Origin of the sequence: Chryseobacterium sp. KBW03, from assembly GCF_003852415.1 — a bacterium.
Taxonomy (GTDB): Bacteria; Bacteroidota; Bacteroidia; order Flavobacteriales; family Weeksellaceae; genus Chryseobacterium; species Chryseobacterium viscerum.
In genome coordinates, this window is sequence record NZ_QAJO01000003.1 from 699,807 (window position 1) to 721,390 (window position 21,584).

Consider the following 21,584-nt stretch of genomic DNA (forward strand, 5'->3'; position numbering starts at 1 on the left):
GTAGAAGTTAGAAGTTAGTAAGACCATTCTGTCTAATATCTAGCTTCTAACCTCTAATTTCTTTTTTAAGATATCCATTGATCTTCTCCGAAGTTGGGCTTTCTTTTTTCAAGAAATGCGTTTCTTCCTTCCTGAGCTTCTTCTGTCATATACGCCAAACGGGTTGCTTCTCCTGCAAAAACCTGCTGCCCTACCATCCCATCGTCTGTAAGGTTCATGGCAAACTTCAGCATTCTGATAGAAGTTGGAGATTTAGCCAATATTTCCTGAGCCCATTCGTACGCTGTATCTTCTAATTCTGCATGAGGAACTACTTTGTTCACCATTCCCATTTCGAAAGCTTCTTTAGCCGAATAGTTTCTTCCTAAAAAGAAAATTTCACGGGCTTTTTTCTGACCTACCATTTTAGCAAGATAAGCCGAACCGTACCCTCCATCGAAACTTGTAACATCAGCATCTGTCTGCTTAAAAATAGCATGTTCTTCACTTGCCAAAGTCAAGTCACATACAACATGAAGTGAGTGTCCTCCACCAACTGCCCATCCCGGAACAACTGCAATAACCACTTTCGGCATGAAACGGATAAGACGCTGAACTTCAAGAATATTCAAACGGTGTCTTCCGTCTTCTCCTACGTATCCCTGATGTCCTCTTGCTTTCTGGTCTCCTCCACTACAAAATGCCCATCCCCCATCTTTGGGGCTTGGTCCTTCTCCTGAAAGCAATACCACTCCTATTGAAGAATCTTCATAGGCATCGTAAAAAGCATCGTATAATTCTGAAGTTGTTTTGGGTCTGAAAGCGTTGCGTACTTCCGGTCTGTTGAAAGCAATTCTTGCTACTCCGTTAGATTTTTTATAGGTAATATCTTCGTATTCCTTGGCGGTTTTCCACTCGATCATCTTATAAAAATTTTTCTCAAAGATACGGAATTACAGAGAAATTCTAAAGGTGAAATTCACCCATCATTTCAATAAGGAAGAGAAATTTTGAATGGCTAATTTCAAGGTATAGATATTGAGTAAAAAGGTAGTTTCAGAGTGATATTATTGCTTTAAAAAATAAAAGCCGGAACACTTACTGTTCCGGCTTTTTATTATTGAGTTATCAATGATTACTTTGCAGCTGCACTCAGTTCAGCTTCTTTAGCTTTCATTTCTTTAACTTTTTCAATGTTTTTAGTTACTACATAAATTTCTTTTAATGCAGAAACCGCATCAATGCTCTTTGGATTTGCTTTATACCATCCTTCAGCATATGGTAATGCTTTACCAAATCTTTCTCTTCTTGCGTCGATCAATTTGGAAGCTTCATCCGGCTTGTCTTTTCTCAATGCATTGATCTCTCCTACTACTTTAGAATCATCACCAATAGTAGTGTACACTAAGTTTTGATACGCATCAGAAAAATCAGGCTTAAGCTCGATTGCTTTTTTGAAAGATGCTACAGCATCATTCGCAGTAGCTGGATTTTTAGCCTGCATTACTCCAAGGTTATACCAGTTTGTTGGATCATTTGGATTCTTAGCCAACTGTTCCTTCAATCCTGAAACAAATTTATCCGTGTTTCCTGACTGAAGATATGCTGTAGTCTGCGCTTCTTTTAGTTTAGCACTGTTTGGGAATTTTACCAACCCTTTTTCGATAACAGCAAGAGCTTCAGGCCCTTTCTTTGCATTAAGAAGTAATGAAGCCAAAGTTTCATATAAATCCGGTTCTATACTTTTTGACTGTTCTGTTTTGAAATCAGAATAATCAGCATTCTTCTTCATAAGCTCCCAAGTCGCTTTATCTAAAGGTATTACATTGCCGGTTTTCTTTTCTTTTGCAGTATAAGTAGTTTCTACTCCTGTAAATCCAGAATTAACAAGGTCTGTATATATTTTGATGGATTGATCACTGTTGTTAGCTAACGCATGACTCAGTCCTGCATAATACATGTATATTTTATTGTCCTGACCACTAGACTTCAATAAGTCATAAACTTCTATAAACTTAGGCGCTGCAGCTGCATAGTTTTTCGCATTGTATGCATCCATAGCAACCTTATTAGCTTCCTGAAGCTGGGCATTCAAAGCAGCGGCATCTTTTTTCTGTCCGAAAGCAAAAGCTGACGCTACGATAGCCATTCCTAAAATTAGTTTCTTCATAATAACTATTTTATATTAATTGTACAATTTATTCTTCAGAATCATTCTCATTTTCCTCTGTCTGATTTTCATTTTCAGCCTGAGGTTCCTCATTGTTTTCCTGGTTATCAAATAGCGATCCTATTCCTTCTTCTGTTTCTTCAGCTCCTTCAATCTCTTCAGAATCTTCCTCTACATCTTTATCCATTGCTACTTTTGCAATAGCTGCAATTTCGTCATTTTTCTTAAGATTGATCATTTTTACTCCCTGAGTATTTCTACCCATTACTCTCATTTCGTCCATTCCCATTCTGATGGCAACACCGGATTTGTTGATAATCATCAATCCGTCTTCATCTGTTACGTTTTGAATCGCAATAAGATTTCCTGTTTTTTCGGTAATGTTCAGGGTAATAACTCCTTTTCCTCCTCTGTTGGTAATTCTGTAGTCTTCTACTGCAGTTCTTTTTCCGTATCCTTTTTCAGATACTACAAGTACTGTTTCGTTCTCCACATCGTTCACAACAATCATACCAATAGCTTCGTCATTGTCTTCCATCGCAATACCTCTTACCCCGATAGATCCTCTACCTACTTCTCTTACTTTTTCTTCAGGGAAACGGATACATTTACCATTTTTAGTAGCGATCATGATCTGAGATGTTCCATTGGTAAGGTAAGCTCCTAATAACTGGTCATTATCTCTGATTTCAATTGCATTTACACCATTTACCCTTGGTCTTGAATATGCTTCTAATGAAGTTTTCTTGATTGTACCATTTTTGGTAACCATCACCACACTCATTTGATTTACATATTCTGAGTCCTTCAGGTTGTTGGTTCTGATATATGCTTTAATCTTATCATCCGGTTCTATGTTGATAAGGTTTTGTACTGCTCTTCCTTTTGCTGTTCTGGAGCCTTCAGGAATTTCAAATACTCTTAGCCAGTAACATCTTCCTTTTTCTGTAAAGAATAACATATACTGGTGGTTGGTTGCAGAAACAATATATTCAAGGAAATCAGAATCTCTTGTTGTTGCCGCTTTATTTCCTACACCACCTCTACTTTGGATTTTATATTCTGAAAGTGAAGTTCTCTTAACATATCCTGCGTGAGAGATTGTAAGAACTACAGATTCGTTCGGGATAATATCTTCGATAGACATTTCTCCTCCTGAATAATCAATTTCAGTTCTTCTTTCGTCTCCGTATTTTTCTTTGATTTCGACCAATTCTTCTTTGATGATCTGGAATCTTCTTGGCTCATTCGCTAAGATATCTTCCAAATTGGCAATCTCACTCATGATTGCATCGTATTCATCACGGATCTTATCAAGCTCCATTCCTGTCAAACGAGCCAATCTAAGATCAAGAATCGCCTGAGCCTGGATGTCAGAAAGTTCAAACGCCTCAATTAAGCCTTCTTTTGCAGCCTGAGGATTTGCACTGTGACGGATAATAGAAATTGCTCTATCTAAAGAATCCTGCGTTCCAATCACCTTCATGAACCCTTCAAGGATATGGGCTCTTTCTTTCGCTTTTTTAAGCTCATACTTCGTTCTTCTTACGATGACCTCATGTCTGTGCTCTACAAAGTGATGAATGATATCTTTAAGGTTCAGCTGCTCTGGTCTTCCGTGTACCAGTGCAATATTGTTCACACTGAAAGATGTCTGAAGCGCTGTATATTTATATAATAGGTTAAGAACAACATTCGGGATGGCGTCATTTTTCAATTCATATACAACGCGAAGTCCATTTCTGTCCGATTCATCTCTGATCTCATAGATACCAGGGATTTTCTCATCTTTAACAAGTTCTGCTGTTCTGGCAATCATTTCAGCTTTGTTCACCTGATAAGGGATTTCAGTAACGATAATAGCGTTTCTGTTTCCGATTTCGTCAAAGTTAACTTTAGCTCTTAAAACAACTCTACCTCTCCCTGTATGGAATGCATCTCTTACCCCATCATATCCATAGATGATCCCCCCTGTAGGGAAATCCGGAGCAATAATATGCTGCATCAATTCATCGATCGTAATTTCTTTATTATCGATATAAGCGCAGATTGCATCTATAGATTCTGACAAGTTGTGTGGCGCCATATTGGTTGCCATCCCTACTGCAATACCTGAAGTACCGTTCACCAAAAGGTTCGGAACTTTAGTAGGCATTACTGTTGGTTCCTGTAAACTGTCGTCAAAGTTATTCTGGAAATCTACCGTTTCTTTGTCTAGGTCTGAAAGAATCTCATCAGAGATTTTTTTCAATCTTGCTTCAGTATAACGCATTGCTGCAGGCGGGTCACCATCCATTGAACCGAAGTTACCCTGCCCGTCTACCTGAGGATAACGTAAGCTCCAGTTCTGGGCCATCCTTACCATTGCATCATAAACAGAGGAATCTCCGTGCGGGTGATATTTACCCAAAACATCCCCAACAATTCTCGCAGATTTTAAATATTTTCTATTAGAAAACACCCCTAGTCCATACATACCATAAAGTACTCTTCTATGAACAGGTTTCAAGCCGTCTCTTACATCCGGTAACGCTCTTGAAACGATAACGGACATCGAATAATCGATATAAGACGACTTCATTTCATCAACAATGTTGATAGGAATCAGTCTTTCTCCTTCTTTTTGCATAAACAAATTTTATTATAATGATAGTCAGACCTTTAGCTGTAAGTCTGAAAATTATTTATTTCCGATTTTTATTAACGGGCTAATTTACGAAAAAAATGCCGATTTTTGCTGTAGAATTTATCCAAAAAATCTTAAAAATTCATAAAAATATGAGCGTATTAAGTATAACTTTCCACTGTACGAAAGATAACCTAGAAGAATGGGAAAATTATATTGATGAAACACTGGTTTTAATGACAGAAAACCTGATGGATGTAGACAAATATATCCTTTCTGAGGTACACAGTGATTTTATTGAAGATGGTAAGAATTACAATCTTTTATTAATATTTGATAATAATGGACTGAGGGAAGATTTCATTAAAAGTGAACTTTTAAACATTTCTGAAATCATTGATAAAAAATTTGGACAGGAGGTTATGATCTTCAATACGTTCCTAAATCCAAAGAAAACGAGATTATAAAAAAGAAGCACTGAAAAAATCAGTGCTTTATTTTTTATCTGTGATGTCCATGACCCCGGCCTCTGTGATGATGACCGCGATCTTCATAAATATATACTTTCTTTACATGGCCAGGTGCATAATATCTTGCACTTCCCCCATAATACCTTTTTGCATGTCCGGGTGGCATTCTTCTTCCATAAGGCTCACTCACCACGCACGATAACAGCATTAGCAGAACGATACCTACCCCAGCAATTTTAAACATACTTTTCATTATTTCCGCTTTTTCAATTTCGATAGTGAAATATAACAAGGTTGATGCCAAGGTTCAAAGCTGAAAATAGATCAAGGGTTAATTTTCAATTTTCTTCTAAATAATCTCGCTTCTCTTTTCCATCATGACAAGATCTTTCCATTCACCATTGAGTTTTCCTATTTTTTTGCGGACTCCTACGGTTCTGAAACCATTTTTCTCATGAGATTTGATTGCCATTTCATTTTCGGAGAAGAGATTGGTCTGTAATGTCCAGAATCCGTGATCCTCGCTGTCCAAAATTATCTTTTTAAGCAGCACAGAACCCAATCCCTTGCCTTGGTATTCTTTATCAAAATAAATGCTTACTTCTGCAACTCCTTTAAAACACTCTCTTTTGCTCACAGGTTTTAAAGCACACCATCCCACCACTTCATTATTTTCATTTTCCAAAACCCATCGGCAGTCGTTGAAATATTCCATACTCCAGGCTTCAGCTGAAGGAACTTCTGTTTCCAAAGTGGCAATTCCACCATCTATTCCCTGGCGGAAAATCTCCAGCACTCTGGCTTCGTCACCGGGAAGCATTTCTCTTAATTCGTAATTCATCGTATTTAATGGTATTTTCTTTTCATTTTTCTTTTGATTCTCGCATAATGGGTCTGCTTGCTTTTCTCGTCTTCAGAAACCACACTGATGTTCCCGTCAACTTCCAGAACAGACAGTTTTACATTGCTGATCTTTTCAATCCCATGTTCTCTTATGGCTTCTTCCAGTTCACTTTCAGTAATCTTTACCCGGTTCAGAGCTGCCTGATCTGCAACTCCATCCCTGATAAGAATGATGGGCTCATCTTCCATAAAAGTCTGAAAAGAACGGCTTGAAAACATCAGCCTTTTTAAAATAAAATTAGCAGCAAACAAAACAAGTGCCGCAATAATACCGCCCTGCAGTGATGTATCGGGACCCACCATGGCATTCTGAACAGCATTTGAGATCAACAGCAACAATACAACATCTCCTGCATTGAGCTGAGAGAGCTGATTTTTACCAAATAAACGAATAGCGATTACCATGAAAAGGTAAACGCAGAGGGAACGAACTGCAACGTTAAGTATAGGATCCACAATTTTTATATCTACTCAAATGTATTGATTTTTTGCTATTGTATTGATGTGTTGGCGGAAAATGTATTTACGGGCGTTGATTGGTTACTGACTGCCAATTAATTATTGAGAATTTATGGTATCTAAAGGTAAAATAAATTGTATTTCTATTGGTATGAGATTTGACCATCTTCATAAAATCATAATTTTAAAATGAAAAAACAATTATTTTTCTATCTGGGTATCCTTCTGTTTTTTGTGGCCTGTGAAAAGAAAAAGCCAGCAACAGATACATCTTCTGACAATGCTGTGCGGATGAAAGTGAATGAACTTTACTCAAAGTATGGCAAGTCTAATGAAGCCGTTTACAATCAACCTATTCCGGAGGATTTATTTTCAAAGGATTTAAAGGAAACATTAGAAAATGCTATTCATGCATCAAAAGCAGATATTGAAAAGGTGAAAAACAGTAATCATCCTGATGAGAAGCCATTAATTTTTGAAGGCGCTATGTTCTCCAGCTTGTATGAAGGATTTACAGCTTATAAAATTAAATCTGTCAATATACAGGATAAAACAGCCGATGCGCAGGTAGAATTTGAGTATAATATGTCGTCACCAAAAGTAACATGGATCGATACGGTACACCTGATCAATACAGAGAAGGGATGGAAAATAGATAATGTTATTTTTGATACAATAGGAAATTCTAAGGGTCTTAAAGCAAGATTAACAGAATTTGTTCAAAGTACAAAATAATAGAAAAGCCGCTTTTATAAGCGGCTTGATTTTTTTACGGACACTGAACGATTGGAACATCACTGCAAATTACTTTATTTGCCCATTCGCAAAACGTACAGTATTTTTTGGGTTCTCCTCCGTACACGGACTTCAAATCTGACTTCGCCAGTTTCTTAAGATTTTTCATATCGTTTTAATTTTATGGTAGGGCAAAATTAAAACAGATCTGATTATTCTTTCTTACAATATAACCGTATAAGTTTTCATTATTCACATTTAATTGAATAATATGAAAACCTATTATCTGCTATGGATCTCCACTGTCACAGGCATTACATACGTGTAAGCAACCATATTATCAGTCAGTTTTTTTTGATCTACTCTATAGTCCAGGTCGCTCAACACCATTTCAATTTCTTTACTTACTGTTTTGCAATCCCCTGTAGAATGAACATTTACAATTTTGCCGTTCTTGGCAATATCAAATTTCACTACTGAGTTTACGGTTCCCTGCTTATAATCAGGATTCGTAAGATCAAAATTAGCTTCCAATTTATTTCTTATATCACTGAAAGTCTCACTTTTACTCAGTTGAATAGGCTCAATGGTATTATGATCTGTTGTTTGGGCGTTGGCAGTGTTCAAAACGGCAGCAATTCCACAAACGAAAAGTGAAGCGAACAATATTTGAATTCTATTTTTCATAACTAACTGGTTTTAAATATTATACTAACCTTATTTTGTATCTCTTACCCAAAGTTATTAAAAATAATTCATATTAATTTCACATTGAGTTAACATTGGGTTAACATTGAAATATAATTGATTGATTTACAGTGTTATAAATTTTTAAAATAATTAAAAATTTAATATTGGGAGCAAATTTCAGGCATAAAAAAAGGCTAAACTATATAGGTTTAGCCTTTTTTATCAGTTCTTATTATTCTATAAGTATTTCAGCAGATCAAAATGCTGGATAATTTTTACAATGTTTATTCCAATTCCCTCTTCAAAAACTTCCCAGTCAAGCTCTTCTTAGACTTAACAATTTCTTCAGGAGTTCCTTTAGCAATAATCTCTCCTCCATATTTTCCTCCTTCCGGACCAACATCTATAACGTGATCGGCTAATTTGATTACATCCATATTATGTTCGATGATAATGAATGAATTTCCAAGTTCTACCAATTGGTTGATGGCATCCATCAGAATTTTTACATCTTCAAAATGTAGTCCTGTAGTGGGTTCATCAAGAATATAAAGGGTATTTCCTGTTTGTCTTTTTGAAAGTTCAGTTGCTAACTTGATACGCTGGGCTTCTCCTCCTGAAAGTGTGGTTGACTGCTGTCCCAGGGTAATATATCCCAGTCCTACATCCTGTAATGTTTTTACTTTGGCAAAAATCTTAGGAATGGGCTGGAAGAAATCTACCGCTTCATCAATCGTCATATCCAATACGTCAGAGATTGATTTTCCTTTGTAACGAACTTCCAGCGTTTCTCTGTTGAAACGTTTTCCGTTGCAGGTTTCGCAGTGTACATATACATCCGGAAGGAAATTCATTTCAATGACTTTCAATCCTCCACCCTGGCAGGTTTCGCATCTTCCGCCTTTTACGTTGAATGAGAATCTTCCCGGCTTATAACCACGGATCTTACTTTCCGGCAGTTCGGCAAAAAGGTTTCTGATATCGGTAAACATTCCGGTATAGGTAGCTGGGTTCGAACGTGGTGTTCTCCCAATCGGAGTTTGGTCTACGTCTACAATTTTATCAATATTATCTAACCCTTCTATTTTTTTGTATGGTAAAGGCTCCTGAACAGCTCTGTAGAAGTGTTTGTTAAGGATCGGGTATAACGTTCCGTTAATCAGAGAAGATTTTCCACTCCCTGAAATTCCGGTTACGACTACCAGTTTTCCAAGAGGAACATCCAGAGTTACATTTTTAAGGTTATTTCCTGTAGCGCCTTTTAAAACAATACTTTTACCGTTTCCTGCTCTTCTTTCTGCAGGAATTTCTATTTTTCTTTTTCCATTAATATACTGAGCGGTAATGGTATCTGCTTTCAATAAGTCTTTTGGTTTTCCCTGCCAAAGAATCTCACCACCGAATTTACCAGCTTTTGGACCAATATCCAGTACCTCATCGGCTTCCATAATCATGTCTTTATCATGTTCTACCACCAATACGGAGTTTCCGATGTCTCTAAGGTTTTTCAGGGAATGAATCAGTCTTTCGTTATCTCTCTGATGAAGTCCGATACTCGGTTCATCAAGGATATACAATACATTCACCAGCTGAGAACCGATCTGTGTAGCCAGTCGTATTCTCTGGGATTCCCCTCCTGAAAGGGTTTTTGAACTTCTGCTCAAGCTCAGATAATCCAAACCTACATCCAGTAAAAACTGAAGTCTGGTTTCAATTTCTTTTAGGATCTCGTGAGCAATGATTTTATTTTTTTCTGAGAATTTATCTTTAACGTCAGCTAACCATTCTTTTAAGTCAGATAAACTTAAAGCATTGACCTCAGCAATATTTTTCCCATCTATTTTAAAGCTTAAACTTGAAGGCTGAAGGCGGGTTCCATGACATTCCGGACAGATTTCTTCTGTAGTGAAGTGTCTTTCCAGCAAAATAGCTTCATAAGATTCTCTTTCATCGATAATTTCTTCCATGAAAGCAATCAGTCCGTCAAAACCAATTTTTATTTTCTTGGTAATGCCTGCATATTTAAGATCTTTATTGAATTCTTTGTGGCATCCGTTGTAGATATAATCCAATGCTTCTTCAGGAATATCTTTCAATGAAGTTGTTAATCCTAATCCAAAGATTTCAAGAATATTTTTGATCTGTGAAAGAATCCATTTATTAGACTTGATATCTTCCAATGGTAGCAATCCACCCTGATTGATGGATAGTTTTGGATTATCAATAAAGTAATCGGTATTGATCTTTTTGATCATTCCCAATCCTTTACAGTTCGGGCAGCTTCCTTTCGGAGAGTTGAATGAGAAAGTATTGGGTTCCGGCAGGGCCAAAGAATGTCCTGTTTCTGCATCCATCAGGTTTTTGGAAAAGTATTCGATCTCTGTACTTCCCAGTTTCTGAATTCCGATAATTCCCTCTCCCATTTCCATCGCCGTACGCAATGATTTTTCCATTCTGCTTTCTGAAGCATTTTCCCCGATAATCCAACGGTCGATCACAATATCGATATCGTGGGTCTTGTAACGGTCAAGTTTTAAATCATATTCAATATCCTGCAGCGCACCATCAATTCTTGCCTGTCCATAGCCTTTTTTGGCCATCTGTACAAAGAGTTCATGATAATGTCCTTTTCTGGAACGCACTACGGGCGCCAAAAGCATGATTTTTTCTTTTTTATAATTTCCTTTGATGGTTTCAAGAATCTGATCTTCGGTATAGCTTACCAACTTTTGTCCTGTAGACAAAGAGTACGCATCCGAAACTCTCGCATACAAAAGACGCAGAAAGTCATACAGCTCTGTAACCGTTCCCACCGTAGAACGAGGATTTTTGTTGGTCGTCTTCTGCTCTATGGCAATAACCGGTGAAAGTCCTTCAATTTTATCAACATCAGGACGCTCCAATCCTCCTAAAAACTGACGTGCATAGGCAGAGAAGGTCTCGATATAACGACGCTGGCCTTCTGCAAAGATGGTATCAAAAGCCAATGAAGATTTTCCACTTCCCGAAAGACCGGTGATAACGACTAATTCATTACGTGGAATTTTTACATTAATATTTTTCAGGTTATGTTCACGTGCTCCGTAAACTTCTATATATTCTGTTGATTTGCTCATAATTTGGAGTAATTTTGCCTGAAAATCACAACGTGCAAAAATACGAAATTTTATAGAATTTTTTTGAATATAAAAGCTATAAAAGTTTCATAAAAAATACTTTGGGCTTGTTGGGTATGGATAAAGGTTTTAAAAGTATTTAAGCCTAGATCGCTTGAAATTTTATAGGAATAATATTTATACTGTTGATCAGTGAGTTTTGGCTAAAGCCGTATGAATATATTCTTTTTATCAAACGGGATAAAGCCCGTTCTTATTCATAAATACATCTTTATTCACGTTTAACAAAAATATCATTTCAGTGTATTGTATTCCCAGACTGCACGGCTGATGTCTGCAATGATTTTTTCGGTATCAGCCATTTCTTCATTGATATTTTTCAAATAAACAGATAGGATAACATGTTTCCCATTGGGAAGTTTTATGATTCCTACATCATTCATAGCAGCGCGTAGGTTATTTTCATTTCTCCCGGAAATTCCAGTGCGATGGGCCAATTCTGTTCCTGTTGGCAAACCTGCCTTCATCCAAGTAAGTCCCCTTGAGGTTTCTACCATTACCTGGTACAAATATTTTGTAGTTTCTTTCTTCAGAATTTTTCCTTTATAGAATTTTTCTAAAAGTTCTGTGGTTGCCAGAGGAGTTGTTGTGTTAATGTAGTATTTATCAAAGGACGACATTTCCTGCTCATTCAGTTTTATGGTAAAATCTTTGATCCCCTGCTGATTGATAAATTTCTGAACAACCTCTGTTCCGCCAATGATATTCAACAGGATGTCACAACCATTGTTATCACTGTGGGAAACGGTAAATCTTAACAATTGATCCAAAGTGAGGTAGATATTTCCTTGCGGATATTCATCTCTCATCGGGCTCCAGGTTTCAGGGAGTAAAGCTTCTTTTTTAATAAAGAATTTCTGATCTAACTTCAGCTTTCCTTTATCTACCTGATGTAAGACGGCAAGTGCAATATGGAATTTAAAAACACTCATCATCGGCGTTTCTTTATTTCCATTGATACTGAGGGTATCTTTATCTTCTATTCCTTTTAAAGATATGCCGACAGTTGCCTTTTTCGTAGAAATTATTTCATTGATTTTATTTCTCAAATCCTTAATCGTCTGACTTTTTAATGGAAGACCGAAAAGGAGAAGCAGTATTAAGAGTGATATTTTTTTCATTCAATTGATTCTTTGTATGGCTGTTTTTTCAGGGATGAAAATTTTGTAATTGTGATTTTGATCCTCATCATGACATAGTAAAAATGCCGTAATGGTACGGCATTTTTATATTTTAAAGTGTTACTCATTTATTTACAAGAAATTTACATATCCTGAAAATCAATGTCTTCGTTGTTTATTCTTACAATATATTCAATTCCGTCAATGGCTTTAGAAATAATTTGATTTCTAATGATATTTGCCATGTTCTCCCAATAGGCTCTTCCATAGAAAGAATAGTTCTGAGGAATGATTTCTACCTCAACGGTTCTTACAAAACCTTCTTTAGGTTTATTGCTGATCATTGTTCCTCTTCTTACCCTTACTTCTCTTACCTCATCTTTCAGAATCATGCGGCAATAGTTTTTAACATCTTCCAGGGAAATGATTTTATCCCTGGTCGTTAAAGCATATTTATATGCCTGAATGCTGTCTGTTCCTTTCTGTTCTTCAGCTCCACCCAATGTTTCGGTAAGCAATATAACCGTTTGTGATTTCAACTGGTTGGAAAGCTCGGTTCCGGGACGCATATGATTGGCCAAAGTACAGTGTGTTACCCAGAAAGAGGCGTACGTATGATCGGTTTTTTCTACCGGCTCCATGATCACATAGTTCAGTTCCTGTCTGATATTCCTTTTGGCATTGTTTACTTTCTGTACCATGGATTTCATCTTATCGGACATTTCACTGAGAACTCCTTTTACATTATCTCTGTTTAAAAGGGAAAATGCTGCAATCTCATCTCTCGTCAGTTCCAGAACGTTGGCAATCATATCAACGGCATTTCTGCTTGTAAAACGCTCCATTCCTCCTTTTCTTACAGTATACAAGCCTTTTTTAAGGTCATCGGCCGGGGTGAAAGGTATTTCAGTGTATTTTCTTCCGTCACCATCCTGCACCTCATCTACATACAGGAAATGTTCGCCTTCATCTGTTACCAAAGGAATATTATTTCCCATGATGTCAAGGCTGTATTCTGTTTTTTTCCAGCCTCTGTTATAAATCGGAAAAGCATTCAGTACAAAGGAAAAGTTATCAAGGATTTCCGCTGAAAACTGTGGTGGAAATTCAAAAGTAAGCCACAAATATTTTTTATTATCGAGGAACTTTGTAATTTCTTCTTTTTCTGATAAAAAGTCAAGATTCTGAGGAAGCTGTCCAGGTTCTGAGAACAGACTTTGAGAAATCCCTGTTACTTCAATAAATTTATGACGGTAAATACTTTTAATGTCTTCAATCACCTTATTTCTGATAGACTGCTCTTTGAACATCTGTTCATAGCCATCATTATGACTTTCTGAAAGATAGCTTAATCCTTCTCTTACAAATAAAGGATTTCCATTGCTGGTCACCGTGATATATGGCAATAATTTATACACAAAATCAAGGTGTTCAAAAGCCGGATTGGAGCAGAATATACTCAGGTATTTTGGAAAGTTTTCACTGATATATTTGCTGACATCTACTCCTATTGTTATTTTCCTGTAATCTTCGGGTCTTCCCTGAAATCTTGCAATCGGAATTTTATTAAACCGGTCATCAATACTGTAGCAGGTATTTCCTACAAACATAATGGATGTGTGAACTTTATTGATTCTTACATTTCCTACCGGAGTAAAAGGAATATTCAACTGTTTATCTGATTCTGATTTTACCGTGGAAGTCATCTGTTTACGGAAAAAGAATTCTGTGTGCTCCAATAAAACTTCAGAAGAATCATAAGGCTGTGTAAAAGCCACAGAATGAGCAGGGATAGGATGTGTATAAATGGACGGTGTAAGAAGTTTTGCCAGTTTTTCCAATATACGGGCATTCACCGTTTGTATTTCATTATTCGCTTTAAAAACTTCTGTACTGAATGCATCTATCAATAGTTTTACAAAAGGATCTAAAGACTGCGGACTTCTGAGTCCCCATACTTTAGTGGCATTCTGCAGCATTCTTGCTTTTACAGATTCTTTGGAATAAATATTCTGATCTAAATTCATAATTTTCTTTCGCTGTTAAAAATATTAATCAATAGACATTGGGCTTAGAAACAGTTCTGTTGAAAAACTGAAACGTTCTCCTGTTTCTTCCATTTTTGCATTGATAGCAATTCTTACTTTCTTTTTAATTTCGGTGTGTTCTTTAGTATCGTAGCTGTGCTCTACAAATTGTATATGTGCGTCGATCTGTGGGTTTACGATTCGTGGTTCATATTCCTGAATCTGTCTTCTGAGGCTTTTGACGAAAACATTTTCCCAGATGGCACTTGTTACTCCATTATCGAATTCAAGGTTCCAAACATCGTTTCCATAGTTTTCATCGTATCTGTTCTCCCCTTTTTTGGTAGTGATCAGCAGCATAATATTGTGGGCAATACTTTCCCCCATATCGCAGGTATCGATACTTCCGCCTTCGGTCATTAAAGTAGACGGTACGAAAGGCATTCTGTAATTTGGTGTATCCATAGCTTATTGTTTTTACTTCATGGTCCTGTTTATTTAAAAACGAACTACCAAAGTACACATTTTCACCCAATAATTATTACAATACTTTAAAATATTGTTCAAAAATCAGGGCCTTCAAACTGAATTGAAAGCCCTGAATATTTTGTATGTTTTATATCCTGTATTTTAGTTTAATGATCTGCCTTTTTCCTGTTGATGAAATAGTATACAGGAAGCCCCAATAATACCAATACAAAGCCTGGCCATGTATATTGTTGTTTATAAATTAGCAATAAGATACAGAAACAAGATCCTATAATCAGATAAATAATAGGAGTCACCGGATACAGCCATGTCTTATAGGGTCTTTCCAGATCGGGCTGTTTCATTCTCAAATAAATAACGCCAAAAACTGTAATCATATAGAACAGAACAATTACAAAGGATATCATATCCAGTAAGTTTCCGTACTGCCCGCTCAGACACAGAATTGAAGCCCAAACTCCCTGCATCCATAAAGCGTTTTCAGGAACTTCATTTTTATTGTTTTTTACCGCTGACTTAAAGAACATTCCGTCTTTGGCCATGGTCTGAAAAACTCTCGCTCCCGCCAGAATCAATCCGTTATTACATCCAAAAGTGGAAATCATTACCAATAAAGCGATGATAATGGTTCCTGCACTTCCAAAAATATTCTGTGAAGCCGCTACTGCTACCCTGTCATTGGTTGCAAATGCAATTCCATCTCTATCCAGTGCATTTAAGTATATGTAATTCACTGCGATATACAGAATCATTACAGCAGAAGTACCGTAAATCATCGATTTTACTACATTTTTTTTAGGATTTTCAATTTCACCGGAAACAAATGTTACACTTTCCCAGGCAACAGAACTGAAAACAGAACCTACCATTGCCGCTGCAATTCCACCCAGCAGAGTCATGCCTCCAATGGGTTCCCAGCCTTCTTTAAGGAAATTACCACTCAAATCTTTTTTAAGATTACTAAAGGAGTCTGATCCCCAGCTAAAGTTTTCTGATAAATGAGAAATATCAACCAAAATAAAACCGGCAGCAATCAAGCCTAATAATGCAATAATTTTGGAACCGGTAAATACATTCTGAAGGATTTTTCCACTTTCTACTCCTCTGGTATTAATATAAGTAAGTAAAACAATAACTCCAATGGCCAGAATCTGGATCCAGGTGATTTTAAATTCACCACTTTGAAAGATAGGAGCAGCATCGTTAAGTGAAGGGATAAGATAGGCTGTAAATTTACCAAAAGCCATTGCCACTGCAGCAATAGTTCCGGTTTGTATTACTGTAAAAAGGCCCCAGCCATAAAGGAATCCCATCTTTTTTCCGAAGATTTCTTTCAGATAAGTATATTGTCCTCCGGCTTTCGGAAACAGGGCGGAGAGTTCTCCATAGCTTATTGCCGCGGCTACTGTCATCACTCCTGTGATCACCCACACTACAATCAGCCAGAATCCGGACCCCAGATTCCGCATCATATCAGCGCTTACAATAAAAATTCCGCTTCCGATCATAGACCCCATCACCAGCATGATGGCGTCCCATAATTTCAGTTTTTTCTGCATAGTCAAGTATAGGGGTCAAATATAATCAAATCTGTCTTTGATTTTGAATTTTATTGAAAATTCCTCAAAACATCTGTTTTTTATCATTCTTTATTCTGTTATGATTCAATTTTAATTAGTATTTTTGGAAAAAATATTAAACATGAAATTTAAAGTTATATTACTTGCTGCTACTTTAACTGCTTCTACATTTGCATTTGCCCAGTCTGGTCCACCAGAAGGAAAAGCTTTGTTAGGTGACACTTATGGAGATCAGGTAACTTCATCCGTTGAATCTAAAGCGATCACAGTAGATAAATTGAATAAACAGCTTAAAAAAGATAACAAAAAGGTTGAAGGTGTAGCCGTTAAAGGAAAAGTAACTGATGTCTGTGATAAAAAAGGATGTTGGCTGACTATTCAGACAGAAGACAACTCTAAGTTTTTTGTAAAAATGAAAGACTATGCATTCTTTGTGCCTACAGCTTTAAAAGGTAAAACCGTTGTATTGGATGGAACTGCTGAGAGAAAGGTAACTTCTGTAAATGAGCAGAAACATTATGCTGAAGATGCTAAAAAACCTCAAGCTGAAATCGATGCGATTACCCAGCCGAAAGAAGAAATCAGGTTTGTAGCGAACGGAATTAAAGTAGTAAACTAAGCTTTAATCATTGTATAAACTCTGAATCCTATATTTCTAAGGTTAGGTTTTGGCTAAAGCCGAATGAATATTTATTTAAATCAAATGGGCTAAAGCCCATTCCTGTTGAAGATGAATTTTATGAACCTTCCCAGATTCGGAAATCAGATATAAAAATAAAAATTCGGCAGTCCTTCAGGACTGCCGAATTTTGTTTTATGGTGGCATTTTATTGACGTATTTTCTTTTTCAAAGACTTCTGATGAGTTGTGATACTGTTTAGAATCTTTTAGTCTTCAATTTTAAAATCTACTACGGAATCCAGTTTCGGATATTTAGTAGCAGAAATAAATTTCTTTCCGGTACAGTCTATTTCCAGCCAGCCTTTTCTTTTTTTAACGTCTCCGGCTTCCATTACAAAAGGAATAAAAGAAATCTCATCTTTCCCTTCTTCTTTGATCTCTCTGTATTGAACTGCTATATCCAAAATACATTCATGATCTGTATTCAGTTTTACATTTCTGTAAATAAGATCATAATGGGTTTCCTGGTTTTCAGGAATTTCAAGATACGTTTCCCAACCTGTAGTATCAGAGTTAAGCTCACTGATAGCTTTCAACGCATAATAAAGAGCTATTGTATAATATTTTCGGGTTTCTTTTCTGGTATAGTCATCTACAAAGTGGCCTCCTTCAAATAAAATGGTCGGCATTCCTGCTTTGATAAAGTTATCTCCTGTAGAAGTCGGGTAAAATTCATCAGAATATCTTCCGATCTGATCAGGGATCATTTCCTTTAAATGATTGTACACACTTCCGATCACTGCCATACATTTTTTTCTGTTTTCAGTAACGGTACGTTCTACATTTTCAGAAGGAGCCAGAAAAGAAAGTGTAGCGGGATGAATGCCATCTGTTGTGAAAATGGTTCTCTGCTCATGGAGGTTTAATGCATAATCATACTTCTTTGAAGCTGCTGCATTTTTAAGAAACTTAATCTCTTTACTTGCTTCATTATGAAAATCCCTGTTAAGGTCAATATCGGCTGCATTCAGTCTTGTCCATCTTTCAGATCCGTCCGGGTTGAGCATGAATATAAAATCCAGTCTTATTTTACTGAAAAGATCCTCTTTCATTTCAGGAGCTTTATCAAGGCTTATTAGAAGATCAAGCATGGCATGAGTCGCGTTGGATTCATTTCCGTGCATTTGTGACCAGGCTAATATCTGAATGTTTCCGGTTCCGATGCTTAACTGATAAATGGGTTTATCTAAATAAGATGTTCCGACCTCTTTAATATAATCGCCGAGATTGGTCTGTAGGTAAGAAAATAATTTTTCAGGGAAAATATAGCGATTTGAGAAATCGGGGGTTTGAGAATAGATCTGTTCAAAATTCATTTTTAGGAATAGTTTACAAAAATCAAATTTAACGATTTTTGGGCAAAAACTTAAATTAACATTTGTAAATATCAGCAAAATCCAGCAATTCACATTTGACACTTGTTTTGAAAACTGTTTACAATACTTAAATTCTCTTATTTTTAAATTTAGAAATACTATTGACATTTGTAATGTTATTAAACAACACAGAAAGACAATTTGTCTGTTGATAAAATTGTGGATTGCGAATAATATAATTCATCATATATAAATTGCTAAAAGTCAGTAAGTTACAATATTTATATAAACCGTATTTGTAACATTACTTGAAGTGAAAAAATAGCTGTTTTAAGCCATTTGAGGGGTATTTTATTAAACATATAAAATGTGGAAAACTCAGTATTTTATTATCTTATACAAATGTAAAACATCTTAAAATCAAAAATTTAGCGTGAAATTTTATTCAGATGAAGTTTTTTTAAGCATTTTTAGTTTGCAATAAAAAAGTTGTTTAGCCGAAACAGTATTTCTCTCAAATGAAGCATAATAGGGGCTTATATAAAGTATTTACATCAGTAATTTACATTTGCAACAGCCTATAAATGCTTATTATAAGCCTTTAAAAGGTATTTATAAGGTCTATTGTCTAGGAGATGGAGTTTTATTGATTAATAATGTAAACAATCAATTTTAAGGGGTTTAAAGGACAAAATAACCTTTGAAAAAGCATCGATTTACATTATTAAACTAGTATTTAGGTGTAATAATATGTCAAATAGTATAGGTTGAATGAATCCAGGTGAATTTTATAACGGATGAGTATAATCATTTAATACAATTGTAATTTAGTTGTAAACTATTGATTTAAAACATACTATTGATAAGTTACAAATGTATACAGACAATAATTTCAATTATTTACATTTGTATTTTGCATTTGTAAATTATATAAGTTACATTTGTAAAATAATTAAAAGCTTATTTTTATGAGTTTAAATGAAAGAATTTCCAAAATTATAGAGTACTCCAATCTTACCCCTTCAGAGTTTGCTGATGAAATTGATGTACAGCGTTCATCTATTTCCCATATTACTTCGGGAAGAAATAAACCGTCTCTTGAGTTTATCATAAAAATAAAATCCCGTTTCCCGGAACTTCTTTGGGATTGGTTGGTTACTGGCGAGGGTGAGATGCTGAAATCTCAACTGCCCGAAACAGAAATTCAAGAAGAACATACTGATGAGGAAAAAATAAAAACAACTCCTCTCCCCGATTTGTTTACCATGATGAACGATGATGATGAATTCGGAAGTGAGGAGGCAGAACCGGAAGCCCCAAAATCAGGCTCTGGAGAATCGTTTATACCGACCCAAGATAAAGCTCCTGAAAGAATATCCGATTCTCAGCGATTAGAAAATTCTGGCGATCAGATTTTAGGACAACTATTTGGTAATCAACAGGGTAAAATAAAGCGTATTGTTTTATTCTACGAAAACGGAAAATTCGAAAGTTTTGAACCCTAAAAAAACCTGATCAAAGAAAATGATCAGGTTAAAAAATATTTGAAGAAGAAAACTAAAGCTATTGCTTTATTTTATTTTTAAAATATTGATGGGCATCCAGCGCATAGCGTTTTATCTTATTATGATCATCTGCGCCCATTCTATGTATTTTACAATTTCGGTTATTGATAAGGGTAATACTGTTGTTTATTGTACTGATGTGATGCTGTCGTATGGCAGAATTATAAAGGTAAACGAAAACATTTTCATACATTAGTTTTTATGGCTCTATCAAATATAAAAATTTAAAATCAAATCAACAATAAAAATAAGATTATTTTAAGAGATAATTAATATAATGGATTATTGTTTTTATTATTACTAATTTCAGATAAAGTCTTCAAATCTGGCAACTCAGGAATTATTATGGATTTTTAATAGAGTTAATTTCAATAAAAAAGACCCGCAAAATTGCGGGCCTGATCGTTTTATAGAGAACAATACTATTATTTTTTCCTTCTTTCAAGCTCTTTTTTGATCAATCCAAGCTCTCTTCCGGTTTGTCCGGCTACAGAAGTGTTTTCCCGGGCCCTTCTCGTCAGATACGGAACAACATCCTTTACAGGCCCGTAGGGAAGATATTTAGCCACATTATAGCCTTTATTTGATAGATAGAAGGTAATATTATCACTCATCCCATAAAGCTGCCCAAAATAAACATGGGGGTTACCGCTTTCAAGAGATTTTGCTTTCATTTTATCCATAATCAGCTCTGAAGAGATTTCGTTATGGGTTCCAAAGAATGCTGAAACTTTATCCAAATGATCCATCACAAAGTCGATTCCGGCATTGTAGTTTTTATCTGAAGCATCTTTAGTCGGCTGAATAGGATCTGCATATCCTTTTTCTGCTGCTCTGGCTCTTTCTTTTTCCATATAAGCACCACGAACAATCTTGTAACCGATAAAGTAGTTTTTCTCTCTTGCTCTCTGAAGATTCGCTTCCATATATTCCAGTCTGCCGGTTCTGTACATCTGAATCGTATTCCAAACGATAGGCTTTTCCTGGTTATATTTTTCCATCATCTCTTCGCAAAGGTGGTCTGCTGCATCCTGCATCCAGGTTTCTTCGGCATCTACCATTACTTTCTTATCATTTTCGTGGCAAAGACGGCATACTTCATCAAATCTTTTTACGACTCTTTCCCATTCTTCTTTCTGACTGGTTGTAAGCTCTGCCCCTTTTCCAACTGCTTCATAAAGATCAATTCTTCCGAAAGCTGTAGGTTTAAATACTATAAAAGGAATCGCCGGATTTCCCACTGAGAATCTTATAATATCCTTAATCTCTTTGCAGACTGCATCAAAAGTTTCTTCATCTTCTTTCCCTTCAATAGAGTAATCGAAAATACTTCCAACTCCTCTCTTGAACAGCTGCTTCACTACTTTCATACTTTCTTCACGGGTTTCACCTCCACAGAACTGTGCAAATAAAGTGTTTTTTACAATTCCGGTAACGAAAGGAAAGTTGTTGTGTACTGTAAAATTCAGGACAGATGTTCCAAGGCTTGTAAGAGCGGGCTGTTCAATCATTTTAAACATCCAGTAAGCCTTTCTCAATTGTGCATCAGACTTGTCTGCAAATGCAACTTTAGTATCGTTAAAAATGGGCATTCCTA

At 36.0% G+C, this 21,584-nt stretch carries 19 protein-coding genes; 4 read left to right on the forward strand and 15 right to left on the reverse strand.

Going from position 1 to position 21,584, the window contains the following annotated elements; genetic code table 11:
• Positions 1 to 65: 65 nt before the first annotated feature.
• The 3 genes from DBR39_RS07100 to gyrA all read right to left on the reverse strand — a co-directional run bounded on the left by DBR39_RS07100 (position 66) and on the right by gyrA (position 4,778).
• Entirely contained in the window at positions 66 to 902 is an 837-nt protein-coding gene (locus DBR39_RS07100; RefSeq protein WP_124531747.1) for a 1,4-dihydroxy-2-naphthoyl-CoA synthase, read from the reverse strand.
• Positions 903 to 1,114: 212 nt separating this feature from the next.
• Entirely contained in the window at positions 1,115 to 2,149 is a 1,035-nt protein-coding gene (locus tag DBR39_RS07105) for a tetratricopeptide repeat protein (protein WP_124531749.1), read from the reverse strand.
• 28 nt (positions 2,150 to 2,177) lie between these two features.
• Positions 2,178 to 4,778 (reverse strand): DNA gyrase subunit A, encoded by a 2,601-nt coding sequence (gene gyrA / locus DBR39_RS07110; RefSeq protein ID WP_124531751.1) that lies wholly within the window; start codon positions 4,776 to 4,778, stop codon positions 2,178 to 2,180.
• 149 nt (positions 4,779 to 4,927) lie between these two features.
• Here gyrA and DBR39_RS07115 point away from each other — a divergent pair, with 149 nt between their 5' ends.
• A complete protein-coding gene (locus DBR39_RS07115) occupies positions 4,928 to 5,242 on the forward strand; it encodes a DUF4286 family protein (protein WP_228447784.1) in 315 nt (104 codons plus the stop codon).
• Positions 5,243 to 5,276: 34 nt separating this feature from the next.
• Here the strand turns inward: DBR39_RS07115 and DBR39_RS07120 are convergent, their stop codons facing one another.
• From DBR39_RS07120 to DBR39_RS07130, 3 genes are all read right to left on the reverse strand, one after another.
• Entirely contained in the window at positions 5,277 to 5,498 is a 222-nt protein-coding gene (locus tag DBR39_RS07120; RefSeq protein ID WP_185147146.1) for a hypothetical protein, read from the reverse strand.
• A 96-nt stretch (positions 5,499 to 5,594) separates the two neighbouring features.
• On the reverse strand, positions 5,595 to 6,086 hold the full coding sequence (locus tag DBR39_RS07125) for a GNAT family N-acetyltransferase (protein ID WP_124531757.1): 492 nt from the start codon (positions 6,084 to 6,086) through the stop codon (positions 5,595 to 5,597).
• A gap of 5 nt (positions 6,087 to 6,091) precedes the next feature.
• Positions 6,092 to 6,604: a DUF421 domain-containing protein gene (locus DBR39_RS07130; protein ID WP_124531759.1), complete on the reverse strand. Its 513-nt coding sequence runs from the start codon at positions 6,602 to 6,604 to the stop codon at positions 6,092 to 6,094.
• A 192-nt stretch (positions 6,605 to 6,796) separates the two neighbouring features.
• Between DBR39_RS07130 and DBR39_RS07135 the strand changes: the two genes are divergently transcribed.
• Positions 6,797 to 7,342, forward strand: a complete 546-nt coding sequence (locus DBR39_RS07135) for a DUF3828 domain-containing protein (protein ID WP_124531761.1) — start codon at positions 6,797 to 6,799, stop codon at positions 7,340 to 7,342.
• A gap of 34 nt (positions 7,343 to 7,376) precedes the next feature.
• Here the strand turns inward: DBR39_RS07135 and DBR39_RS07140 are convergent, their stop codons facing one another.
• The 7 genes from DBR39_RS07140 to DBR39_RS07170 all read right to left on the reverse strand — a co-directional run bounded on the left by DBR39_RS07140 (position 7,377) and on the right by DBR39_RS07170 (position 16,404).
• Positions 7,377 to 7,511: a bacteriocin-like protein gene (locus DBR39_RS07140; RefSeq protein WP_124531763.1), complete on the reverse strand. Its 135-nt coding sequence runs from the start codon at positions 7,509 to 7,511 to the stop codon at positions 7,377 to 7,379.
• 113 nt (positions 7,512 to 7,624) lie between these two features.
• A complete protein-coding gene (locus DBR39_RS07145; protein ID WP_124531765.1) occupies positions 7,625 to 8,029 on the reverse strand; it encodes a hypothetical protein in 405 nt (134 codons plus the stop codon).
• 287 nt (positions 8,030 to 8,316) lie between these two features.
• Positions 8,317 to 11,148: an excinuclease ABC subunit UvrA gene (uvrA, locus tag DBR39_RS07150; protein WP_124531767.1), complete on the reverse strand. Its 2,832-nt coding sequence runs from the start codon at positions 11,146 to 11,148 to the stop codon at positions 8,317 to 8,319.
• A 293-nt stretch (positions 11,149 to 11,441) separates the two neighbouring features.
• On the reverse strand, positions 11,442 to 12,329 hold the full coding sequence (gene bla / locus DBR39_RS07155; RefSeq protein WP_124531769.1) for a class A beta-lactamase, subclass A2: 888 nt from the start codon (positions 12,327 to 12,329) through the stop codon (positions 11,442 to 11,444).
• Between the two features lie 143 nt (positions 12,330 to 12,472).
• A complete protein-coding gene (locus tag DBR39_RS07160; protein WP_109738615.1) occupies positions 12,473 to 14,356 on the reverse strand; it encodes a type VI secretion system baseplate subunit TssF in 1,884 nt (627 codons plus the stop codon).
• Positions 14,357 to 14,380: 24 nt separating this feature from the next.
• Positions 14,381 to 14,821, reverse strand: coding sequence for a GPW/gp25 family protein (locus tag DBR39_RS07165; protein ID WP_103235398.1), 441 nt, complete (start codon positions 14,819 to 14,821; stop codon positions 14,381 to 14,383).
• Between the two features lie 170 nt (positions 14,822 to 14,991).
• A complete protein-coding gene (locus tag DBR39_RS07170; protein WP_124531771.1) occupies positions 14,992 to 16,404 on the reverse strand; it encodes an APC family permease in 1,413 nt (470 codons plus the stop codon).
• Between the two features lie 142 nt (positions 16,405 to 16,546).
• Between DBR39_RS07170 and DBR39_RS07175 the strand changes: the two genes are divergently transcribed.
• A complete protein-coding gene (locus DBR39_RS07175) occupies positions 16,547 to 17,044 on the forward strand; it encodes a DUF4920 domain-containing protein (RefSeq protein WP_124531773.1) in 498 nt (165 codons plus the stop codon).
• A 268-nt stretch (positions 17,045 to 17,312) separates the two neighbouring features.
• Here the strand turns inward: DBR39_RS07175 and DBR39_RS07180 are convergent, their stop codons facing one another.
• Entirely contained in the window at positions 17,313 to 18,422 is a 1,110-nt protein-coding gene (locus tag DBR39_RS07180) for a M14 family zinc carboxypeptidase (protein ID WP_124531774.1), read from the reverse strand.
• Positions 18,423 to 19,390: 968 nt separating this feature from the next.
• Between DBR39_RS07180 and DBR39_RS07185 the strand changes: the two genes are divergently transcribed.
• On the forward strand, positions 19,391 to 19,927 hold the full coding sequence (locus DBR39_RS07185) for a helix-turn-helix domain-containing protein (RefSeq protein ID WP_124531776.1): 537 nt from the start codon (positions 19,391 to 19,393) through the stop codon (positions 19,925 to 19,927).
• 485 nt (positions 19,928 to 20,412) lie between these two features.
• Here the strand turns inward: DBR39_RS07185 and DBR39_RS07190 are convergent, their stop codons facing one another.
• The gene (locus DBR39_RS07190; protein WP_124531778.1) at positions 20,413 to 21,579 is read right to left on the reverse strand and encodes a proline dehydrogenase family protein; all 1,167 of its coding nucleotides are present in this window, start codon (positions 21,577 to 21,579) and stop codon (positions 20,413 to 20,415) included.
• Between the last annotated feature and the right edge of the window lie 5 nt (positions 21,580 to 21,584).

What these genes read in the sequence shown, in the direction of transcription:
- DBR39_RS07100 (WP_124531747.1), bottom strand. Translation starts at nt 902, where the DNA reads ATGATCGAGTGGAAAACCGCCAAGGAATACGAAGATATTACCTATAAA.
- DBR39_RS07105 (WP_124531749.1), bottom strand. Translation starts at nt 2,149, where the DNA reads ATGAAGAAACTAATTTTAGGAATGGCTATCGTAGCGTCAGCTTTTGCT.
- gyrA (WP_124531751.1), bottom strand. Translation starts at nt 4,778, where the DNA reads ATGCAAAAAGAAGGAGAAAGACTGATTCCTATCAACATTGTTGATGAA.
- DBR39_RS07115 (WP_228447784.1), top strand. Translation starts at nt 4,928, where the DNA reads ATGAGCGTATTAAGTATAACTTTCCACTGTACGAAAGATAACCTAGAA.
- DBR39_RS07120 (WP_185147146.1), bottom strand. Translation starts at nt 5,498, where the DNA reads ATGAAAAGTATGTTTAAAATTGCTGGGGTAGGTATCGTTCTGCTAATG.
- DBR39_RS07125 (WP_124531757.1), bottom strand. Translation starts at nt 6,086, where the DNA reads ATGAATTACGAATTAAGAGAAATGCTTCCCGGTGACGAAGCCAGAGTG.
- DBR39_RS07135 (WP_124531761.1), top strand. Translation starts at nt 6,797, where the DNA reads ATGAAAAAACAATTATTTTTCTATCTGGGTATCCTTCTGTTTTTTGTG.
- DBR39_RS07140 (WP_124531763.1), bottom strand. Translation starts at nt 7,511, where the DNA reads ATGAAAAATCTTAAGAAACTGGCGAAGTCAGATTTGAAGTCCGTGTAC.
- DBR39_RS07145 (WP_124531765.1), bottom strand. Translation starts at nt 8,029, where the DNA reads ATGAAAAATAGAATTCAAATATTGTTCGCTTCACTTTTCGTTTGTGGA.
- uvrA (WP_124531767.1), bottom strand. Translation starts at nt 11,148, where the DNA reads ATGAGCAAATCAACAGAATATATAGAAGTTTACGGAGCACGTGAACAT.
- bla (WP_124531769.1), bottom strand. Translation starts at nt 12,329, where the DNA reads ATGAAAAAAATATCACTCTTAATACTGCTTCTCCTTTTCGGTCTTCCA.
- DBR39_RS07160 (WP_109738615.1), bottom strand. Translation starts at nt 14,356, where the DNA reads ATGAATTTAGATCAGAATATTTATTCCAAAGAATCTGTAAAAGCAAGA.
- DBR39_RS07165 (WP_103235398.1), bottom strand. Translation starts at nt 14,821, where the DNA reads ATGGATACACCAAATTACAGAATGCCTTTCGTACCGTCTACTTTAATG.
- DBR39_RS07170 (WP_124531771.1), bottom strand. Translation starts at nt 16,404, where the DNA reads ATGCAGAAAAAACTGAAATTATGGGACGCCATCATGCTGGTGATGGGG.
- DBR39_RS07175 (WP_124531773.1), top strand. Translation starts at nt 16,547, where the DNA reads ATGAAATTTAAAGTTATATTACTTGCTGCTACTTTAACTGCTTCTACA.
- DBR39_RS07180 (WP_124531774.1), bottom strand. Translation starts at nt 18,422, where the DNA reads ATGAATTTTGAACAGATCTATTCTCAAACCCCCGATTTCTCAAATCGC.
- DBR39_RS07185 (WP_124531776.1), top strand. Translation starts at nt 19,391, where the DNA reads ATGAGTTTAAATGAAAGAATTTCCAAAATTATAGAGTACTCCAATCTT.
- DBR39_RS07190 (WP_124531778.1), bottom strand. Translation starts at nt 21,579, where the DNA reads ATGCCCATTTTTAACGATACTAAAGTTGCATTTGCAGACAAGTCTGAT.